Source organism: Bifidobacterium sp. UBA6881 (assembly GCA_002451435.1).
Classification (GTDB): Bacteria; Actinomycetota; Actinomycetes; order Actinomycetales; family Bifidobacteriaceae; genus Bifidobacterium.
Map to the genome: position 1 here is coordinate 1,671 of DKCF01000094.1, position 23,928 is coordinate 25,598.

General features: G+C 60.6%; 18 protein-coding genes and 2 pseudogenes. 10 read left to right on the forward strand and 10 right to left on the reverse strand.

The features are described from left to right. The first annotated feature begins 50 nt into the window (after positions 1 to 50). Both B3C64_RS07405 and trxB read left to right on the forward strand, forming a co-directional pair. A complete protein-coding gene (locus tag B3C64_RS07405; protein ID WP_291534849.1) occupies positions 51 to 1,748 on the forward strand; it encodes an acetolactate synthase large subunit in 1,698 nt (565 codons plus the stop codon). 172 nt (positions 1,749 to 1,920) lie between these two features. Next, positions 1,921 to 2,853 carry a thioredoxin-disulfide reductase gene (gene trxB / locus B3C64_RS07410; RefSeq protein WP_291534831.1) on the forward strand — a complete coding sequence of 311 codons (933 nt, stop codon included), beginning with the start codon at positions 1,921 to 1,923 and terminating at the stop codon, positions 2,851 to 2,853. Positions 2,854 to 3,023: 170 nt separating this feature from the next. On the opposite strand, the gene B3C64_RS07415 is transcribed toward trxB, so the two are convergent. The 8 genes from B3C64_RS07415 to rpmH all read right to left on the reverse strand — a co-directional run bounded on the left by B3C64_RS07415 (position 3,024) and on the right by rpmH (position 9,228). Further along, positions 3,024 to 4,484 carry a ParB/RepB/Spo0J family partition protein gene (locus B3C64_RS07415; protein WP_291534850.1) on the reverse strand — a complete coding sequence of 487 codons (1,461 nt, stop codon included), beginning with the start codon at positions 4,482 to 4,484 and terminating at the stop codon, positions 3,024 to 3,026. Then, positions 4,484 to 5,428 carry a ParA family protein gene (locus tag B3C64_RS07420; RefSeq protein WP_291534851.1) on the reverse strand — a complete coding sequence of 315 codons (945 nt, stop codon included), beginning with the start codon at positions 5,426 to 5,428 and terminating at the stop codon, positions 4,484 to 4,486. Before B3C64_RS07420 ends, B3C64_RS07415 begins: the two co-directional genes overlap by 1 nt. Positions 5,429 to 5,709: 281 nt before the next feature. Continuing rightward, a complete protein-coding gene (gene rsmG, locus B3C64_RS07425) occupies positions 5,710 to 6,450 on the reverse strand; it encodes a 16S rRNA (guanine(527)-N(7))-methyltransferase RsmG (RefSeq protein ID WP_291534832.1) in 741 nt (246 codons plus the stop codon). Positions 6,451 to 6,718: 268 nt separating this feature from the next. Next, entirely contained in the window at positions 6,719 to 7,240 is a 522-nt protein-coding gene (locus B3C64_RS07430) for a protein jag (RefSeq protein WP_291534833.1), read from the reverse strand. A gap of 115 nt (positions 7,241 to 7,355) precedes the next feature. Continuing rightward, the gene (gene yidC / locus B3C64_RS07435) at positions 7,356 to 8,396 is read right to left on the reverse strand and encodes a membrane protein insertase YidC (protein ID WP_291534834.1); all 1,041 of its coding nucleotides are present in this window, start codon (positions 8,394 to 8,396) and stop codon (positions 7,356 to 7,358) included. Then, the gene (gene yidD, locus B3C64_RS07440; RefSeq protein ID WP_291534835.1) at positions 8,396 to 8,716 is read right to left on the reverse strand and encodes a membrane protein insertion efficiency factor YidD; all 321 of its coding nucleotides are present in this window, start codon (positions 8,714 to 8,716) and stop codon (positions 8,396 to 8,398) included. The genes yidC and yidD overlap by 1 nt, the downstream gene beginning before the upstream one ends. Beyond that, positions 8,713 to 9,075 (reverse strand): ribonuclease P protein component, encoded by a 363-nt coding sequence (rnpA, locus tag B3C64_RS07445; RefSeq protein WP_291534852.1) that lies wholly within the window; start codon positions 9,073 to 9,075, stop codon positions 8,713 to 8,715. The genes yidD and rnpA overlap by 4 nt, the downstream gene beginning before the upstream one ends. An 18-nt stretch (positions 9,076 to 9,093) precedes the next feature. Then, positions 9,094 to 9,228: a 50S ribosomal protein L34 gene (gene rpmH / locus B3C64_RS07450; RefSeq protein ID WP_291534836.1), complete on the reverse strand. Its 135-nt coding sequence runs from the start codon at positions 9,226 to 9,228 to the stop codon at positions 9,094 to 9,096. 318 nt (positions 9,229 to 9,546) lie between these two features. Between rpmH and dnaA the strand changes: the two genes are divergently transcribed. The 7 genes and pseudogenes from dnaA (at position 9,547) to B3C64_RS07485 (ending at position 20,502) form a co-directional block, all read left to right on the forward strand. After that, positions 9,547 to 11,037: a chromosomal replication initiator protein DnaA gene (dnaA, locus tag B3C64_RS07455; RefSeq protein ID WP_291534837.1), complete on the forward strand. Its 1,491-nt coding sequence runs from the start codon at positions 9,547 to 9,549 to the stop codon at positions 11,035 to 11,037. Between the two features lie 659 nt (positions 11,038 to 11,696). Then, complete coding sequence (gene dnaN / locus B3C64_RS07460; protein WP_291534838.1) at positions 11,697 to 12,821, forward strand: DNA polymerase III subunit beta; 1,125 nt, start codon at positions 11,697 to 11,699, stop codon at positions 12,819 to 12,821. A 96-nt stretch (positions 12,822 to 12,917) separates the two neighbouring features. Continuing rightward, a pseudogene (recF, locus tag B3C64_RS07465) lies at positions 12,918 to 14,141 on the forward strand (DNA replication/repair protein RecF); the annotation flags it as partial. Between the two features lie 176 nt (positions 14,142 to 14,317). Continuing rightward, entirely contained in the window at positions 14,318 to 14,803 is a 486-nt protein-coding gene (locus B3C64_RS07470) for a DUF721 domain-containing protein (RefSeq protein ID WP_291534839.1), read from the forward strand. A 157-nt stretch (positions 14,804 to 14,960) separates the two neighbouring features. Continuing rightward, positions 14,961 to 17,075, forward strand: coding sequence for a DNA topoisomerase (ATP-hydrolyzing) subunit B (gyrB, locus tag B3C64_RS07475; protein WP_291534840.1), 2,115 nt, complete (start codon positions 14,961 to 14,963; stop codon positions 17,073 to 17,075). Between the two features lie 35 nt (positions 17,076 to 17,110). Further along, positions 17,111 to 19,810, forward strand: a complete 2,700-nt coding sequence (gene gyrA, locus B3C64_RS07480; protein ID WP_291534841.1) for a DNA gyrase subunit A — start codon at positions 17,111 to 17,113, stop codon at positions 19,808 to 19,810. A 164-nt stretch (positions 19,811 to 19,974) separates the two neighbouring features. Next, entirely contained in the window at positions 19,975 to 20,502 is a 528-nt protein-coding gene (locus B3C64_RS07485) for a DUF3566 domain-containing protein (protein WP_291534842.1), read from the forward strand. Positions 20,503 to 20,741: 239 nt separating this feature from the next. On the opposite strand, the gene B3C64_RS07490 is transcribed toward B3C64_RS07485, so the two are convergent. Next, on the reverse strand, positions 20,742 to 21,752 hold the full coding sequence (locus tag B3C64_RS07490) for a LacI family DNA-binding transcriptional regulator (RefSeq protein ID WP_291534843.1): 1,011 nt from the start codon (positions 21,750 to 21,752) through the stop codon (positions 20,742 to 20,744). Positions 21,753 to 21,922: 170 nt separating this feature from the next. Here B3C64_RS07490 and B3C64_RS07495 point away from each other — a divergent pair, with 170 nt between their 5' ends. After that, positions 21,923 to 23,257: an ABC transporter substrate-binding protein gene (locus tag B3C64_RS07495; protein WP_291534844.1), complete on the forward strand. Its 1,335-nt coding sequence runs from the start codon at positions 21,923 to 21,925 to the stop codon at positions 23,255 to 23,257. Between the two features lie 275 nt (positions 23,258 to 23,532). Here B3C64_RS07495 and B3C64_RS07500 read toward each other — a convergent pair. After that, positions 23,533 to 23,928, reverse strand: a pseudogene (locus B3C64_RS07500) (NADP-specific glutamate dehydrogenase); the annotation flags it as partial.

A 23,928-nucleotide genomic window follows, 5' to 3' on the forward strand; every position in this document is an offset into this window, starting at 1 on the left:
CATCGGCCGGCAACAAACCAAACCGCAAACCGGGCGGCGGAACGTTCGACGTGTCCGATGACAAGACCAATAACGAATCCGAAAGCGAGCACGTGCGCAATGTGGCCGACCTGTTCGTCGAATGTCTGGTCAACGAGGGCGTGCACGTCATCTACGGCATCCCCGGCGAGGAGAACATCCCGCTGATGGAGGCGCTGGAACGCGACGGACGCATCCGCTTCGTGCTGACCCGCCATGAGCAGGGAGCCGGATTCATGGCGTCCACACAGGGCCATTTGACCGGCAAACCGGGCGTCTGCATGGCGACGCTGGGCCCGGGCGCGCTGAACCTCACCCTGCCCGTGGCACAGGCCAACGCCAGTACGACCCCGCTGGTCGCCATCTGCGCGCAAGGCAATGTGGGACGTCTATACAAGGAATCGCATCAGATCGTCGACCTGGTGTCGGTGTTCCGCCCCATCACCCAGTGGACGAGCATGATCTCCACGCCGGAATCCGTGCCGGAGATCATCCGCAAGGCCTTCTCCGTGGCCCAAAGGAAGCGTCCGGGAGCGACGTGCCTCATCCTGCCCGAAGACGTCGCGGAGATGCCCGTATCGCACGGAATCAGGCCGTTGCCGTTGCCGGACACCATGCATATCCGTCCGACCGACGACACCATCGCGCGCGCGGCTGATCTCATCGGCCAGGCGCGGCATCCGATCATCCTCGCCGGCAATGGCGTGGCACGCGCGCATGCCGAAAACCGGTTGCTGGCCTTGGCCGAGCAGCTCAACGTGCCGGTCGCGACGACGTTCGAAGGCAAAGGCGTGATCTCCGACCACATTCCCAATGCGCTTGGCGTCGTCGGCTTCATGAAGCATGACTATGAAAATTTCGCATTCGATGAAGCCGATTTAATTATTTCCATCGGATTTTCAATTCAGCAATTCGACCCGAAAAAAATCAATCCGCACGACGATAAAACTATTATTCACATCAACACCTTCGTCGAGGACACCGACGCGCACTATTCGACGGCGCTGAACATCATGGGCGACATCGACCAGACGTTGGAGGCGCTGATCACCCGGCTGCGCGTGAAGGGCATCCATTTCGACGAATCGCATCCGCTGATCCACGAGCTGCTCAGCGACGAGTTCCAGTCGCACGCAATGGACGACGCGTTCCCGATGAAGCCGCAGCGCATCGTCTACGACACCCGCCGTGCGATGGCCGACGACGACATCACGCTGGTCGATACCGGCGCGCTGAAGATGTGGATGGCGCGTCTGTACCCGACGTATTACTCCAACACCTGCGTGATCGACAATTCGCTGTCGACGATGGCGTGGACGCTGCCGGGCGCGGTGGCCGCCTCGCTGGAACGGCCGGGGCGTCCCGTACTGGCGGCGATGGGCGACGGAAGCTTTCTGATGAACGTGCAGGAGATCGAGACCGCGGTGCGCGTCGGCGCGCGCATGGTGGTGCTGATCTGGGTGGACAAGGCGTATGGCCTGATCAAGTGGAAGATGAACATCCACAACGGCTCCTACGAAAACGTCGATTTCGGCAATCCCGACGTGTCCGAGCTGGCACGCAGCTTCGGCGCGCGCGGCCATGAGATCACGTCCGCCGACGAGCTCTACCCCACGCTCCGCGCGGCGTTGCAGGAGCACGACGGCGTTGACATCATCGCCTGCCCCGTCGATTACAGCGAGAACATGAAGCTCATCGACAAGCTCGGCGAAGTCGATTTCGCAGATTGACCGCGGACGCCGGATATTTTCCGGCGCCCGCTGTTGTTTCACGTGAAACATATGGCCGGCAGGACGCGGATGGTCGGACCTATCGCCCGTTATGGGAAAAATTGATAACCGGAAGCATTGAGCTTTGGGCATATCCGGCGCGGCACAACGCCCCACCCCATAAGGTGATGGTATGAGTGAAAATCGCAATGCTGTAATCATCGGTTCCGGCCCCGCCGGATACACCGCCGCAATCTACCTCGGCCGTGCCGGATACGAACCGACCGTCGTCGCCGGGGCATTGACTCCGGGTGGCCAACTGGTCAACACCACCGAGGTGGAGAACTTCCCCGGCTTCCCCGACGGCATCCTCGGTCCCGATCTCATGGACAACATGCAGAAGCAGGCCGAGAAGTTCGGCGCGAACATCATCTGGGACGATGTCGTTTCCGTCGAGAACGATCCGGAGACGGGCGTGAAGACCGTGCGTCTCGACCAAGGCGACGTGCTGGAGACGCAGGCGCTCATCGTGGCGACCGGTTCTTCCTATCGCAAATTAAACGTTCCTGGAGAAGCGGATTTTTCCGGCAAAGGTGTTTCTTATTGTGCGACTTGCGATGGATTCTTTTTCCGAGGCAAGCCAATTGTTGTGGTCGGCGGCGGCGATAGCGCCTGCGAAGAGGCGGACTTCCTGTCACGCTTCGGCTCCTCCGTCACACTGATTCACCGCCGCGACGAATTCCGCGCATCGCAGATCATGGTGGAGCGCGTGAAGAACAATCCGAAAATCGATTTCCTGCTTGATTCGGTCGTCGAGAAAATCCAAGGCGACGACAACGGCGCGCAATCCGTCGTGGTGCGCAACGTCAAGACGGACGAGACCAGCACCGTGCCGGCGAACGGCATTTTCGTGGCGATCGGCCATACCCCGGCGACCGGCTTCCTGAACGGCGTGGTCGATACCGACGAGGCCGGTTACATCACGGTCGAGGGAGCGAGCACGAAGACCGGCACGCCCGGCATCTTCGCGGCGGGCGACTGCGTGGACAGCGTCTACCGTCAGGCCATCAGCGCCGCGGGAATGGGCTGCCGCGCCGCTCTCGACGCCCAAGCGTATCTGCAGTAAAAACTTACCCGCACCATGCGGTTTCGCCCGTGAGAGCGGCCATTACGGGCGAATTGCTACGATACTCCACGAACAAGGCGCTCGGATGGATACCAACCATCCGAGCGCCTTGTCATATTCGGTCTGTGCATGTCGGCATGTCCGGCATGTATAGACCGGTCAACAGCCCCTCACTGCTGCCGCATCAGCAAATCGACGATACGTTTCATATCGTCTTCCGACTTGAACACGATTTCGATGCGTCCGTGCTTCTTGGAGCCCTTGATCGACACCTTGGTATCGAAACGCTTCTCCAGATCCATCTGCACCGGAGTGCCGGCCCAGGGATTGAGCTTGTTCGCCTTGGGCTTCTTCGGCTGGTCGGATTCAGCGGCTTTCATCGACACGATCTCCTCGGTGCTGCGCACGGACAGCCCTTCGGAGATGATGCGCGTCGCCAGTCGCTCCATATCCGCTTCCGTGGGCAATCCCAGCAACGCACGCGCATGGCCTGCGGTCAACATGCCGGAAGCGACCTTCTTCTGCACGGTACTCGGCAGATTCAGCAATCGCAGGGTATTGGCGATCTGCGGGCGGGATTTCGACACGGATTTCGAAAGCTGCGCCTGCGTCAGACCGAAGTCGTCGATCATCTGCTGGTATGCGGCGGCCTCTTCCAATGGATTCAATGCGACGCGATGCAGGTTCTCCAGCAGCGCGTCACGCAGCATATCGTCGTCGGCGGTGGTTTTGACGATCGCGGGAATCGTGTCCAATCCGGCGATCTGCGACGCGCGCCAGCGACGTTCGCCCATGATGAGCTCGTACATGCTGTCCATGCGGCCGTCGAACATGTTGCGCGATTCGGAACTTGCGGAAGCGTCGGACGCCGCAACGGAGCCCTGCTCCGCGTTCTGGGCGCCATGCTGCGCGGCACCGACGCCCTGCTGTGTGGATGCGTCTGAACCGTCCTTCGAAGCGGCGCGCGCGGCCATCTCCTTGCGCGCGGCCTCGATCTGCGCCATGGGGCGCTTGCGCACGACGATCGGCTGGAGCACGCCGACTTCCTTGATGGATTCGGCGAGTTCGCGAAGGTCGTCCTCGTCGAAGATGGTTCGTGGCTGGTGAAGGTTGGGACCGACATCGCGTACATGCAGTTCGACCAGGTATCCACCCTGGACCGGAAGCAGCTCCTGCTCCTCCTGCTTCTTCGTGTCATCGGCCTTCTTGGACGCATTGCCGGACGTGTTCCTGCCGGAAGCGGCGGATGCCGAAGACGCTGCATCGTGCTCGTGACCAGCGGACGGCGCGGCACCGGCCGGCACGGTGGAGCCGAAGAACATGTCGGCGGGATGGGAGACCTCGTTCAGCGTGATGGAAGGAACGCTGGCGCGACGGGAGTTCTTCTTTCCGCCGTTCCTCTTGGTTTCACGTGAAACGCTTTTCTTGGACATGCCGTGCACGGCGTCGACGGACGCCTGCGCGGTGACCGTGGGCTTGACGAATGCGGAGCCCTTGGTGGAGCCATCCCCTGTGGCCTGTCCCGCGCCCTGCGCCGATGGCGCCGACGTGGTCTCCGGCTTCGCGGTCTCGCCCGGCAACGTCGGGAACAGCGCGCCGAGTCCCTTGCCCAAACGTGATCTAGTCATAATCAGTTCTCGTTCCTTCTTGCATCGATGGCCTGCAGCACCGTCTGGGACCGCTCGGCGATCTCAAGCGCGGCCTCACAATACGAAATCGCGCCCATGCCCTTGGGGTCATAGGCAATCACACTCTGGTTGAAGCTCGGGGCCTCGGAAATCTTCACCGTGCGGGGAATCGTCGTGTTCAGCACGATGCTCGGATAATGCTTCTTGACCTCATCGCGCACTTCGCGGCTCAGCAGCGTGCGCTTGTCGAACATCGTGATCAGCATGGTGGAGACCAGCAGGGACGGATTGAAGTGGCTCTGCACCAATCCGATGGTGTTGATGAGCTGCCCCAGGCCTTCCAGCGCGTAGTATTCGGCCTGGATCGGAATCAGCATCTCGTTCACCGCGCACATGGAGTTGATGACCAGCAGACCCAGGCTCGGCGGGCAATCGATGATCACGTAATCGTAATGCTCTTCGCTGGTGCTCAGGAATTCGTCCACGGCGTTTTTCAGCAGCACGTTGCGGTTCGGCAGATCGGCGACTTCCAATTCGGCGCCGCTCAGGTCGATGGATGCGGGCACGACGTCGAGCATGTCGAAATCAGGGCAGGTGCGCTTGACTTCGGCGATGGTTTTGCGTCCTTCGATGACGTCGTATACCGACGGTTGGCCCGAAGCGTGCGGCGCGCCCAATGCGGTGGAGGCGTTGCCCTGCGGATCCATGTCGATCAGCAGCACCCTCGATTTGAACTGCGCCAGCGCCGCGGACAGGTTCACCGCGGTGGTCGTCTTGCCCACGCCGCCTTTCTGGTTGGCGACGGCGATGAGCCTGGTGCGTGCCGGTTTCGGGCATACGGCCTTCTGCACGGCCCTGAACCGCGTGGTTTCCGCGGCGATTTCCGCGCCCAGTGGGGATGAGCTCTCTCCGAAGATGCGCTTGATGGTTTCCGTCGCGGATTCCATCGATGTCAGATTGTCTGATTCTGCAGGTCCAGTCATAACCTAGTTTTTCCTCACACTATGCTTAGATTCCCAGTTTCATCATTCGGGTGGACAGTTTCGGCATCCACAGGCAATCCGCAAAATTGTGGACAACTGTGCATAACCGGTGGATAACCGCCTGTTTCCAGCCAAAGTTATCCACCGTTTTTTCGTTGAAATCCCAGTCTTTTGATTTCTTCGATTTCCTACGATCCGTATTTTGTGGACAAAGTGGATAACTTGCCGAAATTGTGGATAACTCTCTATCGCTTGTCCACCATGAGCACATGGGTCGGCTCAAGGCCGGGACCGACCTCGGCATCCACCACGCGGGGTCTGATTCCCCCACGCTTGGAGATCTCCTTGGCGGCCTTTTCGATTTCCGCCTGCGCCGAACGTCCCTTCAGCGCCACCAGACGCCCGCCTTTGTCCAGCAATGGCAGGGTCCATCCCGAAAGTTTGGTCATCGGTGCCACCGCACGGCAGGTCACCACGGCGAACGGATGCCTTGCGGCGATCGGATTGCCGTCCAAATCGACGGCGGGGCCATGCGCGCCCTTGCCGTTCTTGCCCAGCCGGGAGCCATGAATGGCGTCGATCACCTCATTGGCCCTGGCGCGAACCACGGTGACGTTCTTCAGGTCCATCTCGTCGACGCATTCGTTCAGCCATTCCACGCGGCGTTCCATAGGCTCCACCAAGGTGAACTGGTGATCGGGCAGGCATGCCGCGGCCACGATGCCGGGGAAGCCGCCACCACTGCCGATGTCGGCCACCGTCTTGAACTGCCGGCGCGCCGTGGCCTCCTTCACAAACGGCACAATCGCCGCGGAGTTGAGAATATGCCGTTCCCAGATGATGCCGACATCGCGGGGGCCTATCAATCCGCGAGGCTCGCCTTCCTGGGCGAGTTTCGCATGAAATACGCGGAGCTTGTCCAATGCGTCCCCAAGCACTTCCCCAAGAATCGGCGAATCGTCAAGTTCGTCAATCGTTTCAGTCATGGTCTCTATCCTATATCCATCGCGCTATCACTCGCCGCGCTGCGCGACTTGTCCCGCGACGCCGGTGCCGCATCGCGTTCCGCCCACAGCCCATCGGAAACCGCAATGCCCTGTGGGACGCAGTATCAGGCCGAATCGTCGGCACATGGCGAGCGAAACGGGTGAAACGCCACCCCACCGCACGGTGCCGGCGACCCGCAATCGAACGCAATAAAAAAGCGCCGCGTTACGCGGCGCGAAGTCATACGGAATCGCCTATGAAAGCGGATCAGTCCTCGTCGTCCAAGTCGTCCGACGCGGAGGCCTTCATGTACACGGTGACGTAGCGGCGAGGCTCCTCGCCGTGGGAGCGGGATTTCAGGCCCTCCTCGCGCACCACATCGTGGACGATCTTGCGTTCGAAGGAGTTCATCGGCTTCAGATTGACCGGTTCGCCGGTGTCGCGCACCTCGTCGATCGCGTCGAGCGCGATGTCGTGCAGACGCTGGCGCTTGCGCTTCAGATAACCGTCGACATCCACGATGAGGTGGGAGCGTTCGCCGGTCTTCTGCTGCACGGCGAGTCGGGTGAGCTGCTGCAGCGCGTCGACCACTTCGCCGTTGCGTCCGATCAGATGCTTGATGTCGGTGTCGTCGTCCGCGACGATCTGCACGGTCGGGCGGTTGTTGCGCACACCCATCTCGATGTCGCCTTCGTAATCGACGATGTCAAGCAATCCTTCAAGATAATCGGCAGCGATATCAGCTTCCTCATTGAGCTGGTCGATGGTCTTCTCATCATCTAGCGCCATTATTCGTACTCCTTTGAGCGGGGTTCTTGGGTAAAGTCTAATTCTCGGAAAAGATACTTCCAGAATAACGCGTGTCCCGTGTTTCACGTGAAACACGGGACACATCGCGCATCAGTTATTTCCTCTTCTTCTTGCGGCTCGGCTGCTGGCGCTGATAACCATGCTTCTCTTTGCTTTCCGCGGCGGCCTTGGCCTGCTGCAACGCCTCGTCTTCGAGGGACGGCAGACCGGCCTTGGCGCGGCGGGCGTTCTCATGGTCATGGTCGCGCTTCTTCTTGGCTTCGGCGGCCGGGGATCCCGGGGTCGGGAACGCATGGATCTGCCAGATGGAACGCAGCAGGTTGCAGATGTTGTTGGTCAGCCAGTACACCAGCACGGCGAACGGCATGGCGATGCCGGAGAAGATGTACATGATCGGGAACATCCACAGCATCATCTTCTGCATCATCTCGGTCTGCTTGGTCTGCGGACCGTTCTGAGGCATGTTGCGCTTCATGCTGTTGAACTGCATGAACCACAGGCAGAAGCACATCAAGGCAACGAAGATCGCGATGACGACCTTGCCGGCGACCGCGGCATTGGTGAAGTTGTCCGCGACGTTCACGCCGAACACGGTGGTGGAGGTGAACTGTTTCGCGGTGGCGATGTCGAAGGCGCCCAGTCCCTCGCCGTTCCTGAACTTGCCGCGGGCGATGTACGGAATGGCGGACAGCGTGTAGAACATGCACATGAACACGGGGCCCTGCACGAGCATAGGCAGCATCGACGTGCATCCGCCCATCGGGTTCGCGTCATTGTCCTGGTAGAGCTTCATCAGCTCACGCTGCATGGCCTCTTTGCTGGCCGGGTCGTTCTTGCCCTTGTACTTGTTCTGGATGCGCTGCATCTTGGGCTGCAGGACCTGCATCTGGCTCTGCATCTTGCGCATGCCCGTGATGGACTTGTAGAACAACGGGAACACGCACACCTGGACCACCAGCACCAGGAACACGATGGACAGCACCCACGAGAAACCGATCTCGTCCATGCCGATCGCGACCAACAGCTTGTGGAACAGGCTCATGAGCTGAGTCATCAGCCACTCGACCGGATACAGGAGCTTGTACAGCCAGCCCCAGAAACCGTTGTCGAGGAGGAATTGATCTTGATTACCCATTACAGGCCATTCTCCTTATCGTTTACGGCCAGAGGTGTGAGTCGAGGCTCCTCATGTGCCTTCGACCACGAAAATCTATAAAAAACGGAGTAACGCTGGGGAACGTCATCTATGCCGCCGCAGCTCCACGGCACGCATCGCAAAAGACGTAGAATCGCAAGAAGACCGCCTCTCAGGCAACCGAATCTGGCGATGGCCTGTATGGCGTAATGAGAACAGCTTGGATAATACTTGCAGCAAGGCGGAGTTTTGGCGGAGATATTCCGCTGATACCACCGTATGGCGGCGATCAGCCATCGTCCGCGGCGTCCGAAGCTCATTGCTGGCGTTCGGCCTTGCGGCGCACCGCCTCGAAACACGCCTTCATCTGCGCGTCGAGCGCGGTGAATTCGGCGTGCGCGGCGCTTGGCTTGGCGCGCAGAACGATATCGCACGATTCCGGCAATATCGATTCGTATTGGCGCGCAAGCACGCGAAAGCGACGTTTGACGGCATTGCGCGTCACGGCGTTGCCGACAGCCTTGGAAACGGCCAGGCCGACACGTCGGCCATGCTCCGTCGCGGAATCGGCCACGGCATCGTCGCACATCAGATAATGCACGACGATGTCTTCTCGCGATACCCTACGACGGCGTTTGAGCACCGCGACGAAATCGCGATGGCTTTTCAGCCGTTCCACCACTGTGCGCCGTTACGATCAGGCAGCGAGGGACTTGCGGCCCTTGGCGCGGCGACGGTTGATCAGAGCGCGGCCCGAACGGGTGCGCATGCGCTGACGGAAACCGTGCTTCATGTGACGACGGCGGTTGTTCGGCTGGAATGTCCTCTTCATAATTAATGCTCCCGGTGTTTTAGCCGCGCAAAAGCACGGCTCCTCATGAGTCAAGCTCTACTAAATTACTCTGACCCCTGAACAGAACGCGGACACCTACGGCTCCCCTCACGTTTTTCTGGGGATTCTCCCCATGAAACAATCCACAAAAACGTTGGTATGACGCCGAATTCCCCACAAATAGTTATCCACAGACCACTTCGCCGTTATTCACAATTCAATGTTTTCAACACGCACCTCGGTGGATAACTCAAGAAAAAGAGAGTATTAATAGGCAATTGCACATAGATAAGGAAGGCTGTAGAGAAAGGGGCATCCGTGGCCGATACGACAACAGATCCTCTTGAGCAGGCGCGCGGCGTGTGGTCCGACGCGCTGGCGCTGCTGCACCAGAACCCTTCCCTCTCCGCCCGCGACAAGGGCTGGTTGGAAAACGTGTTTCCCGAGGGCATGTGGGGCCCCACCATCGTGTTGTGCGTCCCCAGCGCCTCGGCCCAGCAGGCGTTGCAGACCGATCTCAACAAACCCCTGATGGACGCGTTGCGCGAATCCGCCGAACAGGACATCTTCCCCGCGTTCAAAATCGTCAAGAAGAAGGCCGAACCCAAGAAGAAGGCCGAGGAATACCCCCAGTTCGCCGCGCCCGAGCCGAAACCGGCCGAGAAGACCACGCAGGGGCAATTGCCGATTCCAGCCTCCATGCCGCAGAATCCGCCGGTCCCCGTGTTCCAGAGCGGCCAGAACCGCCCGCTGCTCGACCCCGAGACGCATCTGAACAAGAACGCCACGTTCGACACCTTCGTCCCCGGCGATTCCAACCGTTTCGCGCGCACCGTCGCATTGGCGGTGGCCGAGGGCTCCGGCCATGATTTCAACCCGCTGTGCATCTACGGCGGCTCCGGCCTGGGCAAAACCCACCTGCTGAACGCCATCGGCAACTACGCGCTGGTCAAGGACCCCCATCTGAAGGTCCGTTACGTGACCAGCGAGGAATTCACCAACGAGTTCATCGAGGCGTTGGGCGACACCAACAAAAGCTCCGGCCAGATCAAGGAATTCAACCGTCGGTACCGCGAGGTCGACGTGCTGCTCATCGACGACATCCAGTTCCTGAGCGGCAAGGATTCCACGCTGGAGCAGTTCTTCCACACGTTCAACACCCTGCATCAGGCCAACAAGCGCATCGTGATCGCCTCCGATGTGCCGCCGAAGGACCTGCAGGGCTTCAACGAGCGTCTGATCTCCCGCTTCGAATCCGGACTGACCGTGGACGTCAAACCGCCGGATCTGGAGACGCGAATCGCCATCCTCCGCATGATCGCGGCGATGAACGGCTCCAACATCCCCAACGACGTGCTCAACCTCATCGCGGAGCGCTTCACCGAGAACATCCGCGAGCTGGAGGGCGCGCTGAACCGCGTGACCGCGATGGCCTCGCTGACCAGCCAGCCGGTGACCAGGGCCCTGGCGGAACAGACGCTGCAGGATTTCTTCACCACCGACGTGGAGATCAAGCCCGCCGACATCATCACCCAGGTCGCGAAGTACTTCTACGTCACGTTCGACGACATCGTCGGCCGTTCGCGCACGAAGAAAATCGCCTTGGCGCGCCAGATCGCGATGTATCTGGTCCGCGAGCTCACCAGCATGAGCCTCAACGACATCGGCCTGGTATTCGGCGGCAAGGACCACACCACCGTCATGCACGCCTACACCCGCATCAACGACGAGATGCAGGAAAAGCAGGAGATCTACAACTACGTGATGGAATTGACCGTCCAGCTCAAGCAGCGTTCTTCGGAAAAGTAGGATTTTCGACACCCTATCGCTGGATTTTCTGCGATTTTTGGCATGATATGTCGGTATTTCTCCGTCATGCGATTTGAAATGAACCATCGTGGCGTATAGCATGGACGCGGACCGGGGTCCGCGTAGTCTCCAGGCAATCGGAGCAGGGAAGGGCGCGCGGGCACTCGGTTTTTCTTATCGCGGAGCGTCCGGTCAGGGCGGTTCAACCGTGGAGTAAATAAATTTACTTTCTTATTTACCAAGGCAGATGACACGCCGCGTTGTGCATAGAAATTTGAAAATTTATCCACAGGGTTGTCCACAAATCAAGGAAAAACCTGTGGAAAACCCGTTGGAAACGCGGAAAATTCATGTGAGTGCCTGGTGGATTATTCACCGCCGATTGTGGATAACTTTTTGCCGAGGAAATCGATGTGGATAACCAGGTGTTTTGTCCACACTCCATCCAAAAGTTATCCACAGGCATCGGGGTATGCCAAGCCCTTGGAAAATCTGGGGAACAACGAGTTACCCACATTATCCACAGCCCTTATTATTACTATGTAAGTTTTCTATATCGAAGTCGTCATCATCGTAATAAGTGGGGAGTTCCCCACGATTCAAATCGCTTCGTCAGCTGGCTAGAATGGCTTGTGGAACGAACGAAACGAGGAACATCAATGAAAGTCGAAGTCAATTCCCAAGCACTGGCCGACGCTGTAGCCTGGACTACCCGCGTCATCGATGCGCGTCCCGCAACGCCGATTCTTGCCGGCATCCGTCTGGAAGCCATTGACGGCACGCTCCAACTTTCCGCGTTCAATTACGCCATTTCCGCCCGCCACCACATCGAAGCCGGCATTGACGAGCCGGGAACGGTCCTGGTGCTTGGCAAACTGCTCGCCGATATCACGAAGTCGCTGCCGGCCGCCAAAACCTACCTTTCCACTGAAGGTTCCACCTTGGTCATCAGCTCCGGGAAATCGACCTTCACCATGCAGCTCATGCCGGATGCCGAATACCCCGATTTGCCGACCATTCCGGCCAAACTCGGCCAAGTGGACTCCCCTACTTTCATGCAGGCCGTGAACCAGGCATCCGTGGCGGTCTCCCGCGAAGAGAACCGCCCGGTGCTGACCGGCATCCGCGTGCAGTTCCAAGGCGACCGGGTGATCATGAGCTCCACCGACCGTTTCCGTCTGGCCCGGTCGAGCTTCAACTGGACCCCCGAAAATCCCGACATCAACACCACCGCGCTGGTCCGCGGCTCGCTGCTGCGCGATGTCGCACGCTCCATCGACGAACACCAGGACATGGTGATCGATTTCGATCCGGAGAACCCGTCTCTGCTGGGATTCGAGAACGCGGGCCGCGTCTCCACCTCGCAGCTGATCGATGGGGAATTCCCGGCGGTGGACCGCCTGTACGCCGACGAATACCCGATTCACGCGGTCATCGACAAGCAGGCGTTGGTCAGCGCCATCAAGCGCGTCTCCCTCGTCACGGAACGCAACGCCCCGGTTCGTATGACCTTCACCAGCCATGACCTGACCCTGACCGCCGGCACCGCCGACGAGGCACAGGCCAGGGAGGTCCTCGACATCGACATGGACGGCGACGACATCACCGTGGCGTTCAACCCCACCTACCTGATCGAAGGCCTGAGCGCCATCAGCGAACCGTACGTGCGCATGAAGATGACCACCGCGGTCAAACCGGTGGAATTCAACGGCCAGAAGGAAGCGGATTCCGACGAATCCATGGACTACCGCTACCTGCTCGTGCCGATGCGCTTCGCAAACTGATCCGAACACCGCGAACACCTGACGCGACACGGTCGTTCCGGACGAACCACAGCCCGGAACGACCGCAACCGTCAACAACCACCATCCAAGGAACCCATGCATATCTCCCGCCTCGCACTCGACCACTACCGTTCATGGGAACGCTGCGTGCTCGATCTCACGCCGGGGGTCAACATCCTGCAAGGCGCGAACGGACTGGGCAAAACCAACATCGTGGAAGCCGTCGAAGTGCTGTCCACCGGATCCAGCCACCGTACGTCGTCATCGCTGCCGCTCATCGAACGGGGGTACACGTCGGCGGTGATCCGCGCCAACGTCGATGATACGGACGGACAGCACGCGTATGAGGCGACCATCGTGGCGCGCGGCGCCAACAGGGCGCGCATCAACGGCGGAAAATCGCAGTACATGCGCGATTTGATCGGACTCATCCCGTCCGTGTCGTTCACGCCGGAGGACCAGCATCTGGTATCGGGAGATCCGGCGACCAGACGCAACTTCCTCAACCAGGCGGCATCGCTGCTGCTCCCCCACTACGCGCCGCTGCTCCAACAATTCACCCACATCGCCAAACAGCGCACGGCACTGCTCAAACAACTGGCGGACGGCACCGGATTCGACCCGGAATACGGCCGGCAGGCGGTGCTGAGCGGCCTGGAGACCTGGACCGGCCAGTTCATCGACATCGGACTGCGGCTCACCCGTCACCGCGCGGACGTCGTTCGGCGGCTTTCCGAGCCTTTCGGCCGCATCTACGAGGCGCTCGCCGGCACCGCGAAACCGCAGACGGCGACACAACCACCGCATGCGCCGCAGCAGATGGCGGCGCTCACCTACGAGCCGTCCTTCGATGAGGTGCTGTACTTCGACGATCCCGCGGCGGAGATCAGCAGGCACTTCCAACGCATCTATTCCGGAGAAGTGGCGCGCGGCCGCAATCTGATCGGCCCGCACCGCGACGACCTCGCCCTGCGGCTCGATGGCATGCCGGCCCGGGAATTCGCATCGAACGGCGAGATGTGGACGATGGCATTGGCGTTGAAGATGGCGTTGTACGAAGTCGTGCAGGAACAGCGCGGCACCAAGCCCATCGTGATCCTCGACGATGTGTTCGCGCAGCTCGACGAGTCACGGCGCGGGCAGATCCTCGACTTCGCCGACGCGCAGGACCAGGTGCTGATCACCGTCGCCGCCGCCAGCGATGTTCCGCGCTCCGGCGGGAACCTCATCGACGTCGCGCGGTTGCGCGAACAATCCTCGGGAACGCCGGACGAGCATCTGGCCGCCATGATGGCGCAACTGGCGTCGGGCAGGTCCGCAGCCGCATCGGACAGTGCTGAAGTGCTGGCGGAGGACGGGCAATCCGAGCCGTGTCAGCCGTCCGAAGTGCAGACGCCGCCCGATTCGCCGGCATCGCTTGACGCGCAGGTATCGTCCGAAGAGCGGAATGCTGCGCGGACGGCGGTGCGGACGAACGGGAACGGGGATGACCACTGATGCCGGACCGACCAATCTGCGAAACGCTGCATCTCGATCAGCGCAAGCTCCCGGCCGAGGTGTTCGAACGGATCAGCCGTCGCGCCGGACGGGCCAAGGAACGTGAGGAAAAGGCGCGCAAGGCCTGGGAGAGCTTCGGCAAACCGGGCCGCGAACCGCAGAAGGTGGGCAGCATCTTCGAAATGATCGCGGTGCAGGGCAAATGGACCAAGCATCTGAAAATCGCGCAGATGCAAAACCATTGGGCCGACGTGGTCGGACCGGAGAACGCCCAGCACTCCTACCCCTCCAGCCTGCGCGACGGCGTGCTGACGATCCGCTGCGACAGTCCGGCGTGGACCACCACGATGACCTACATGACCCCCATGCTGACCACGGTCATCCGCAAAAAGCTGGAAGGACTGACCATCGACGAGGTGCGCGTCACCGGACCGCAGCAGCAGGGGTACGGCCGCGGCCGGATGACCCGTCGAACGCGGTACTGACGGCGGAATTTCAGGGAATTCCAAGGATAAATGTCTCTGCCGCGCTGTCCCTCTGCGTGAGTAGAATATCAAGCAGTGTATGTAAACGCCTAGAAGGGGCCTTTATTTGCGTTCTAGGCGGTATCGCCTTTGCAAATTGCCTTCCTAGACGGGAAAAATGCAGGAAGGAATCTTTGTGGCAGACCTTGATGCGGATTCGCTGAACGAATCAGCTGATAACACGCAGGAAGATCAGATCCAGAACGACCGACTCGAAGACGCGCAGCTTGACGACTCCCTGTCGCCGGAACACTACGACGCCTCCGACCTGAGGGTTCTGGAAGGCCTTGAGGCGGTGCGCATCCGCCCGGGCATGTACATCGGCTCCACCGGACCGCGCGGCCTGCACCATCTGGTGTACGAGATCGTCGACAACTCCGTCGACGAGGCCCTGGCCGGCTACGCCTCCCACATCGAAGTGACGATTCTGCCCGACGGCGGTGTGCGCGTCGTGGACGATGGACGAGGCATCCCCGTCGATGAGGTGCCGGGCGAAGGCATCTCCGGCGTCGAGACGGTGATGACCAAGCTGCACGCCGGCGGCAAGTTCGGCGGCGGCGGCTACGCGGTCTCCGGCGGTCTGCACGGCGTGGGCATCTCCGTGGTGAACGCGCTGTCCACCCGCGTCGACATCGAAGTGCGTCGCCAGGGCTTCCACTGGACCCAGACCTACATCGACCAGAAGCCGACCGCGCGTCTGGCCAAGGGCGCTCCGATGGGCGAGGACGAGTCCACCGGAACCTCCGTGACCTTCTGGGCCGACGGCAAGATCTTCGAAACCACCACCTACGATTTCGAGACCCTGCGCAACCGCTTCCAGCAGATGGCGTTCCTGAACAAGGGCCTGAAGATCTCCCTGACCGACCTGCGCGAACCCGACCAGGCCGGCGACGAGGTCGCGGGAACCGACGACGACGCCGAAACGAAGCATCAGAGCGTCACCTACCAGTACAACGACGGCATCAAGGACTACGTCGACTACCTGGTCAAGTCCCGCAAGACCACGCCGGTCGAACCGGACGTCATCGATTTCGAGGCCGAAGACCTGAAAATCGGCATCTCCGCGGAAATCGCCATGCAGTGGACCACCGCGTACTCCGAAGCCGTGCATACCTTCGCGAACACCATCTCCACCACCGAAGGCGGCACCCACGAGGAAGGCTTCCGCGCGGCGCTGACCTCGCTGGTCAACCGCTACGCCCGCGAGAAGAACATCCTCAAAGACAAGGACGAGAACCTCTCCGGCGACGACGTGCGCGAAGGCCTGACCGCAGTGGTCTCCGTGAAGCTCACCACCCCGCAGTTCGAAGGCCAGACCAAGACCAAGCTCGGCAACTCCGAGGCGAAGACCTTCGTGCAGCGCGTCATGACCGACAAGCTCGGCGACTGGTTCGACGCGCATCCAAGCGAGGCCAAGAGCATCATCCAGAAGGCCATCGAGGCGTCCCGCGCGCGCATCGCGGCCAAGAAGGCCCGCGAGAACACCCGCCGCAAGTCGATCTTCGAATCGGCCGGCATGCCCGACAAGCTCAAGGACTGCCAGTCCAACAACCCCGAGGAATGCGAGCTGTTCATCGTGGAGGGCGACTCCGCAGGCGGCTCCGCCATCCAGGGACGCAACCCGATCACGCAGGCCATCCTGCCGCTGCGAGGCAAGATCCTCAACACCGAGCGCGCCAGCCTCGACCGCATGATGAAGTCCGACACCATCGAAGCGCTGATCACCGCGGTCGGCGGCGGCTACGGCGAGGACTTCGACCTCAACAAGGTGCGCTACCACAAGGTCATCATCATGGCCGATGCGGATGTCGACGGCGCGCACATCGCGACCCTGAACCTGACGCTGTTCTTCCGCTACATGCGGCCGATGATCACCGCCGGATACGTGTACGTGGCCATGCCGCCGCTGTACCGCCTGAAGTGGACCAAGGGCGCGCACGACTTCGTGTACACCGACGCCGAACGCGACCGCGTGCTCGCCGAAGGCAAGGCGGCCGGACGCCAGCTGCCGAAGGGCGAAGGCATCCAGCGCTACAAGGGTCTGGGCGAAATGAGCTACCAGGAGCTGTGGGAGACCACCATGGATCCAGAACACCGCATCCTCAAGCAGGTGCAGATCGAAGACGCGGCCGCGGCCGACGAGACCTTCTCCATGCTCATGGGCGACGAAGTCGAACCCCGTCGTCTGTTCATCCAGCGCAACGCGCGCAACGTCAGCTGGATCGACGCGTAAGGGATTCACAGGGACTTCAAGGCAAGGATTAGAAATTGGCAGACGAAAACAACAACACTGAAGACGGCCAGTTCGTGCCGGACGGCTCCATGGAGCCGTTGAGCCCGCAGGAGGCCGACAACACCGACTACGGTCTGATGACCGGCGAACGCATCCAGAAGAAGGATCTGCAGCAGGAAATGCGCGATTCCTATCTGGCGTACGCCATGTCCGTGATCGTCGACCGTGCGCTCCCGGACGTGCGCGACGGCATGAAGCCGGTGCACCGTCGCGTGATCTACGCGATGTACGACGGCGGATACCGCCCGGACCGCGGCTACTCCAAGTGCGCCCGCGTGGTCGGCGAGGTCATGGGCAAATACCACCCGCACGGCGACTCCGCCATCTACGACACGTTGGTGCGTATGGCGCAGTCCTGGTCGATGCGCTACACGCTCGTCGACGGACAGGGCAACTTCGGCTCCCCCGGCGACGATCCCGCCGCGGCAATGCGTTACACCGAATGCCGCATGGCGCCGCTCGCCATGGAAATGGTGCGCGACATCGACAAGGACACCGTCGACTTCCTGCCGAACTACGACGGCAAGACCCAGGAACCGACCGTGCTGCCGTCGCGCTTCCCGAACCTGCTGTGCAACGGCTCCTCCGGCATCGCGGTCGGCATGGCCACGAACATCCCTCCGCACAACATGCGCGAGGTCGCCGAAGGCGTGCACTGGGCGCTCGACCATCCGGACGTGAGCCGCGAGGAGCTGCTCGACAACCTCATCCGCATCATCAAGGGACCGGACTTCCCCACCGGCGCGACGATCCTCGGCCACAAGGGCATCGAACAGGCATACCGCACCGGCCGCGGCCTCATCACCATGCGCGCGGTCGTCAACACCGAGGAGATCAAGGGCCGCATGTGCCTCGTGATCACCGAGCTGCCGTACCAGGTGAACCCGGACCGACTCGTCGTCTCCATCCGCGAGGCGGTGCGCGACGGCAAGATCCAAGGCATCGCCGACATGCGCGACGAGACCTCCGGCCGCACCGGCCAGCGTCTCGTGCTCGTGCTCAAGCGCGACGCCGTCCCGAAGGTCGTGCTCAACAACCTGTACAAGCACTCCCAGCTGCAGCAGACCTTCGGCGCCAACATGCTGGCGCTGGTCGACGGCGTGCCGCGCACGCTCTCCCTGGACGCCTTCATCCGCCACTGGATCGGCCACCAGCTCGAAGTCGTCGCACGCCGCACCGCATACCTCAAGCGCGAGGCCGAGGAACGCGACCACATCCTGCAGGGCTACCTGAAGGCCCTCGACATGATCGACGAGGTCATCGCCCTCATCCGCGCCTCCGCGTCCGCGGAAACCGCGCGCACGGGCCTGATGGACCTGCTCGACGTGGACGAAGTGCAGGCCGACGCCATCCTCGCCATGCAGCTGCGCCGCCTGGCCGCTCTGGAACGCCAGAAGATCCTCGACGAGCACAACGAGCTCATGCGCAAGATCGCCGACTACAACGACATCCTCGCCAAGCCGGAACGCCAGCGCAAGATCGTCGGCGACGAACTCGACGAAATCGTCGCCAAGTACGGCGACGCACGCCGCACCAAGATCCTGCCGTACTCCGGCGAAATGAACGTCGAAGACCTGATCGCCGAGGAAAACGTGGTCGTCACCGTGACGCATTCCGGATTCATCAAGCGCACCAAGGCCGACGAATACCGCGCCCAGCACCGCGGCGGCAAGGGCATCAAGGGCGCCCGCCTGCGCGAGGACGACGTGGTCGACCACTTCTTCCTCACCAGCACGCACAACTGGCTGCTGTTCTTCACCAACAAGGGCCGCGTGTATCGTCTGAAAGCCTACGAGCTGCCGGAGGGATCTCGCGATTCCAAGGGCCAGCACGTGGCGAACCTGCTGCAGTTCGGCCCGGACGAATCCATCCAGACCGTGCTGTCCATCCCGAACTACGACGTGGCCAAGTACCTGGTGCTCGCCACCCGCTCCGGCAAGGTGAAGAAGACCGCGCTCGCCGAATACGACTCCCCGCGTCAGGGCGGCCTGATCGCGGTCCGTCTGATGACCGACGAAAACGGCGAGAACGCCGACGAGCTCATCGGCGCCGCGCTGTGCAACGCCGACGACGACATCATCCTCGTGTCCAAGAAGGGCATGAGCCTGAAGTTCGAGGCCAACGACGAGCAGCTGCGCCCGATGGGCCGCCAGACCGCCGGTGTGCAGGGCATGAAGTTCCGCGACGGCGACGAACTGCTCGCCATGGACGTGGTCTGGGGCGATTCCGACAAGGACCTGTTCGTGGTGACGAACGAGGGCTTCGCGAAGCGCACCGCCATCAGCGAATACCGTTTGCAGGGCCGTAACGGCTACGGCGTCAAGGCCGTGCAACTCGCCGAGGGACGTGGATCCCTCGTGGGTGCCGTGATCGTGGAGGAGGACGACCAGATCCTCGCCATCATGAAGTCCGGCAAGGTCATCCGTTCCAACGTCGCCGAGGTCAAGCGCACCGGACGCAACACCCAGGGCGTGACGTTCGCCAAGCCCGACAAGAACGACGAGATCCTTTCCATCGCGCGCAACGAGGACAAGGAGGATTCCGAGGAATCCGCCGAATCCGCTTCCGCTGACGCCGCCGCTTCCGCAGCCGACAACGGCATTGCCGAATCCTCTGCGAATGCCGCGGGTGCGAATGCCACTGCTTCCGCAGCGGAATCCAACGACGCGGAATAAAGGAACAGGAATCCTCCGAATTCCGAAAGCCATCGTCGAGACCGACAGCGCCTCGACGATGGCGAGCATGGCGAGAATGTAGAGGCATAAGGACGATGCGAACAATCGTCTGCGAAAACTGGTAGCCTCAGCTAGGAACTGGGCATGATCTTGCAAGGAGAACGATGAGCGAGAACAACGAAGAACAGCAGGTTCAGGAGGCCGAACCGGCCCCGCGCGTGGCGCGTTCCGCTTCCAGCCAGCCGCTGATCGGCACGGAGCAGCCGCAGGCGGGCTCCCCCGCCAAGGGCGGAGTGAAGGTTCGTGACAAGGTGCGCCGCGGCACTCCCCGCGCACGCCGCATGAGCCTGTCCCTGACCCGTATCGACGCGTGGTCCGCCGCGAAGGTGGCGTTCATGCTGTCCATCGCGGGCGGCATCATCCAGATCGTCGCCGCGGCGCTGCTGTGGACGGTTCTGAACGTGGTCGGTGTGTTCGACCAAGTGACGCAGATCGTGTCCTCCACCGGTCTTGACGCAGGTGGCTTCGACCTGGCCAACGTGCTCTCGCTGAGCACCGTGCTGAGCGCCGTCACCATCATCGCCGTCGTGGAAGTGATTCTGGTGACCCTGCTCGTGGTCATCCTCACGCTGCTGTACAACGTGGTGAGCACGCTCGTCGGAGGCATCCACGTGACGCTGGGCGACGACTGATCGGTTGTTGTCAGACGCTCCGACGGTCGCTGCCGTTTAGGCGGTGATCGCGGAATGGTTCGTCGTTTATGCTTTCGAGGGTCCGCAGCCGTATGGTTGCGGACCCTTCTGTGTCTCTTCTGTGCCCCGTATTTGTGCCCCGTATTTGGAATCACATGTCAGGTTATCCTGCGTTGGAAGCGCCACGCAGGGAATGAATCATGCGTGGATCTTGGACCTTGCATAGACCTTGCGCGGGCCTACGCGGACTGCCGCTCCACGATGCGCGTCTTCAGAATCGTCGTATGCGACTCTTCTCCTCGGATTTGCCGCAATACCAATTCCGCCATGGTGCGGCCCAGCAATTGCGAATCCTGATGCACCGTGGTGAGCTTCGGATTGGCAAGCAGCGCCATTGTCGAATCATCGAATCCCGTGACCGCGATATCTTCCGGAATTCGAAGGCCCATATGCCTGAGCTGGTTGATCAATCCGACCGCGATGTTGTCGTTCGCACAGACGATGCCGTCGATGGAATGCAGATGCGCTTCGAATGCCACTGCGGCCATCTCGCCGCTGGTGGTTTCCCAATCATCCGCGTAATACACAAGATTATCGTCGTACAATTCCCCCATGGCCGTTTTAAATCCGGCAAGTCGGTTCAGCGATGTCGGCGAATACCCGGGGCCACAGATATACGCGAGTCTCGTGCGATGTTTGTTTAGAAGATACCGCGTGATGGCGGCCTGACCCTGCTCATTGTCGAAATCCACTGCCAGAAATGAAGTGCGGTCTTCGGAGCTGATTTCGGAGCGCACCATCGGGCGCCGGAGATTTCGGAACGCCTTCAGCAAGGAATCGTCGTTGCTCATGGAGAACAGCAGATAGCCGTCCGCAAAATCGCCGTTGACGAGTGTGGTGATGCGCTGCGTGGCCTGTTCGGAATCGGCGATAAGCGTGACCATTTGATATCCGGCTTCGCCAAGTGTTTGATTGGCTCCCGATATCGCTTGGGCGATGCTGGATTGCATGATGGTGGAGTTGCTTTCCACCTGGATGATAAGCGCTATGGTCTGGGTACGACGGTGCGCCAGAGAGCGCGCGCTGCTGTTAGGCGTGTAGGACGTCTCTTTGACGGCTTTGGCGATGCGATTCGCTGCGGCCTCGGAAACATGCTCGCTGCCGTTGAAGTAACGCGACACTGTTCCGTAGGAGACGCCGGCAATTTTCGCTACATCGCGGATAGTCGGTCTTTTGGATGCTGATGCCATGGTAATCATCTTAGTGTCTCAGAACGGCGCGTATCGATGGTTCGAGGCATGGTTTCCTGATATACGGAATTTTTTGTAACCGGTTACAAAAGAGGGTATAGTACAAATTGTAACCGGTCACATCGCAATGGTGAGCGATGTGACACAGGACACCCAAGGGAGGGGACGAAATGACAATGTCGTTGAAGAAGTCCGTGGCCATCGTAGGCGCGGCAGCCATGCTTGTTTCCATCGCAGCATGCGGCGGATCTTCCAGTTCCGGCGACGCGTCGGACAATGGTGGAGAGGTCACGCTGAATGTTTGGGGCTGGGAGCCAACGCTCAAGCAGGCCAACGCGGCGTTCGAAAAGAAGTATCCGAACATCAAAATCAAGTGGAACAACACCGGAACCGCCGACGATACGGTCACCGGTCTGAACAATGCCATCCAAGCGGGATCCGGCATCCCGGATGTCGTCCAACTCGAATACATGACCGTGCCGCAGTACGTCATCGGCGACAGCCAGCTTTCCGATCTCAAAGACAAGACTTCCGGATACAAGAACTTCTACACCCCCGGCACATGGAACTCCGTGAATGTTGGCGATGGAGTGTACGCGCTGCCGATGGATTCCGGCCCGCAGGCCATGTTCTACAACAAAGCCACCTTCGACAAGGCGGGAATCTCCGAAGCTCCGAAGACCTGGGACGAGTTCTATCAGGACGCCAAAAAGATTCGTGCATTGGGCGACGACTATTACATCACCGCGGACGCCGGCGATTCCAAGGTCATGAACGCGTTCCTGTGGCAGGCCGGTGCCGAGCCGTACAAGTCCAACGGCGAGAACGTGACCATCAACTTCAAGTCCGATCCGCAGGTCAAGACGGTGGCCGAATTCTGGCAGAAGCTCATTGACGAGGATCTGATCAACACCAAGGTCGCCACATGGGCCGACGAATGGAACCGCGGCATCGGCGACGGCACCATCGCCGCCATCTTCGAAGGTGCGTGGATGCCTGCCAATCTCGTTTCCAATTCGCCGCAGGCTTCGGGCAATATGCGCGTGGCCCTTCAACCGAATTGGGATGCCAGCAAGCCGTCCAACGGCGAAAACGGCGGTTCCGCGATCGCCGTGACCAAGGCTTCCAAGCTGCAGGACGCCGCATGGAAGTACATCAACTTCGTATGCCACGACAAGACCGGCATCAAGGCACGTACTTCGGGCGGCGCCTTCCCGGCGGACAAGGCCACGATGAAGTCCGAGGAATTCCTCAAGGGTTCCGACGAAGTCACCAAGTACTTCGGTGGTCAGGAATACAACAAGGTGCTTGCGCAGGCTTCCGAACAGGTGACCAATGAGTACCAGTTCCTGCCGTTCATGGGCCAGGCCAACTCGATCTACACGGATTACTTGGGCGATGCCTACGTCAAGAAGTCGACCACATTGGAGAAGGGCTTCGCCAAGTTCCAGGATGCGTTGGCCAAGTATGGCAAGGAGCAGGGCTTTACCGTCAAGGAAAGCTGATTTGCTGTTGGCCGCTGACAGCTGAAACTCGCGAATGTGGCCACGGTGAACATCCAGTAAAACAAACCGACGGAGCGCCGAACGGCGCAAAATAAGCGCAAATACATGGCGGGTATGTTCCTTTGTAAAAAAGGAACATACCCGCCATTCGTATATGCAATGTGGTCCGTATCGAAGGTGATTGCCGACAACAAAAAGCCGGTTTGCATCAATCCTCATAATCGAATTTGGATTGATGCAAACCGGCAGAGAAAACCGGAACGGAGTTCAGCCGATCACAGCACGCCCTGGGCGACCATGGCGTTGGCGACCTTGACGAAGCCGGCGGCGTTGGCGCCGAGCATCAGATCGCCCTCGTGGCCGTACTCCTTGGCGGCGGCCAGGGAGTTGGCGACGATGTTCTCCATGATGGACTTGAGTTTGTTGTCCACCTCTTCGAAGGTCCAGCTCAGACGGTAGCTGTTCTGGCTCATTTCGAGGCCGGACACGGCCACGCCGCCGGCGTTCGCGGCCTTCGCCGGGCCGTACAGCAGGCCGTTCTCCTGGTACACGGTGATGGCTTCCGGCGTGGACGGCATGTTGGCGCCTTCGCACACGACCTTGCAGCCGTTGGCGACCAGGGCCTTGGCGGATTCGCCGTCGATCTCGTTCTGCGTGGCGCACGGCAGCGC

Bases quoted from the DNA above. Each gene is read 5' to 3' on its own strand.
- gyrB (WP_291534840.1), top strand. From the start codon at position 14,961: ATGCAGGAAGGAATCTTTGTGGCAGACCTTGATGCGGATTCGCTGAAC.
- rsmG (WP_291534832.1), bottom strand. From the start codon at position 6,450: ATGACTGAAACGATTGACGAACTTGACGATTCGCCGATTCTTGGGGAA.
- rpmH (WP_291534836.1), bottom strand. From the start codon at position 9,228: ATGAAGAGGACATTCCAGCCGAACAACCGCCGTCGTCACATGAAGCAC.
- B3C64_RS07470 (WP_291534839.1), top strand. From the start codon at position 14,318: ATGCCGGACCGACCAATCTGCGAAACGCTGCATCTCGATCAGCGCAAG.
- trxB (WP_291534831.1), top strand. From the start codon at position 1,921: ATGAGTGAAAATCGCAATGCTGTAATCATCGGTTCCGGCCCCGCCGGA.
- yidC (WP_291534834.1), bottom strand. From the start codon at position 8,396: ATGGGTAATCAAGATCAATTCCTCCTCGACAACGGTTTCTGGGGCTGG.
- B3C64_RS07495 (WP_291534844.1), top strand. From the start codon at position 21,923: ATGACAATGTCGTTGAAGAAGTCCGTGGCCATCGTAGGCGCGGCAGCC.
- B3C64_RS07485 (WP_291534842.1), top strand. From the start codon at position 19,975: ATGAGCGAGAACAACGAAGAACAGCAGGTTCAGGAGGCCGAACCGGCC.
- B3C64_RS07420 (WP_291534851.1), bottom strand. From the start codon at position 5,428: ATGGAATCCGCGACGGAAACCATCAAGCGCATCTTCGGAGAGAGCTCA.
- B3C64_RS07490 (WP_291534843.1), bottom strand. From the start codon at position 21,752: ATGGCATCAGCATCCAAAAGACCGACTATCCGCGATGTAGCGAAAATT.
- B3C64_RS07430 (WP_291534833.1), bottom strand. From the start codon at position 7,240: ATGGCGCTAGATGATGAGAAGACCATCGACCAGCTCAATGAGGAAGCT.
- dnaN (WP_291534838.1), top strand. From the start codon at position 11,697: ATGAAAGTCGAAGTCAATTCCCAAGCACTGGCCGACGCTGTAGCCTGG.
- yidD (WP_291534835.1), bottom strand. From the start codon at position 8,716: ATGAGCTTCGGACGCCGCGGACGATGGCTGATCGCCGCCATACGGTGG.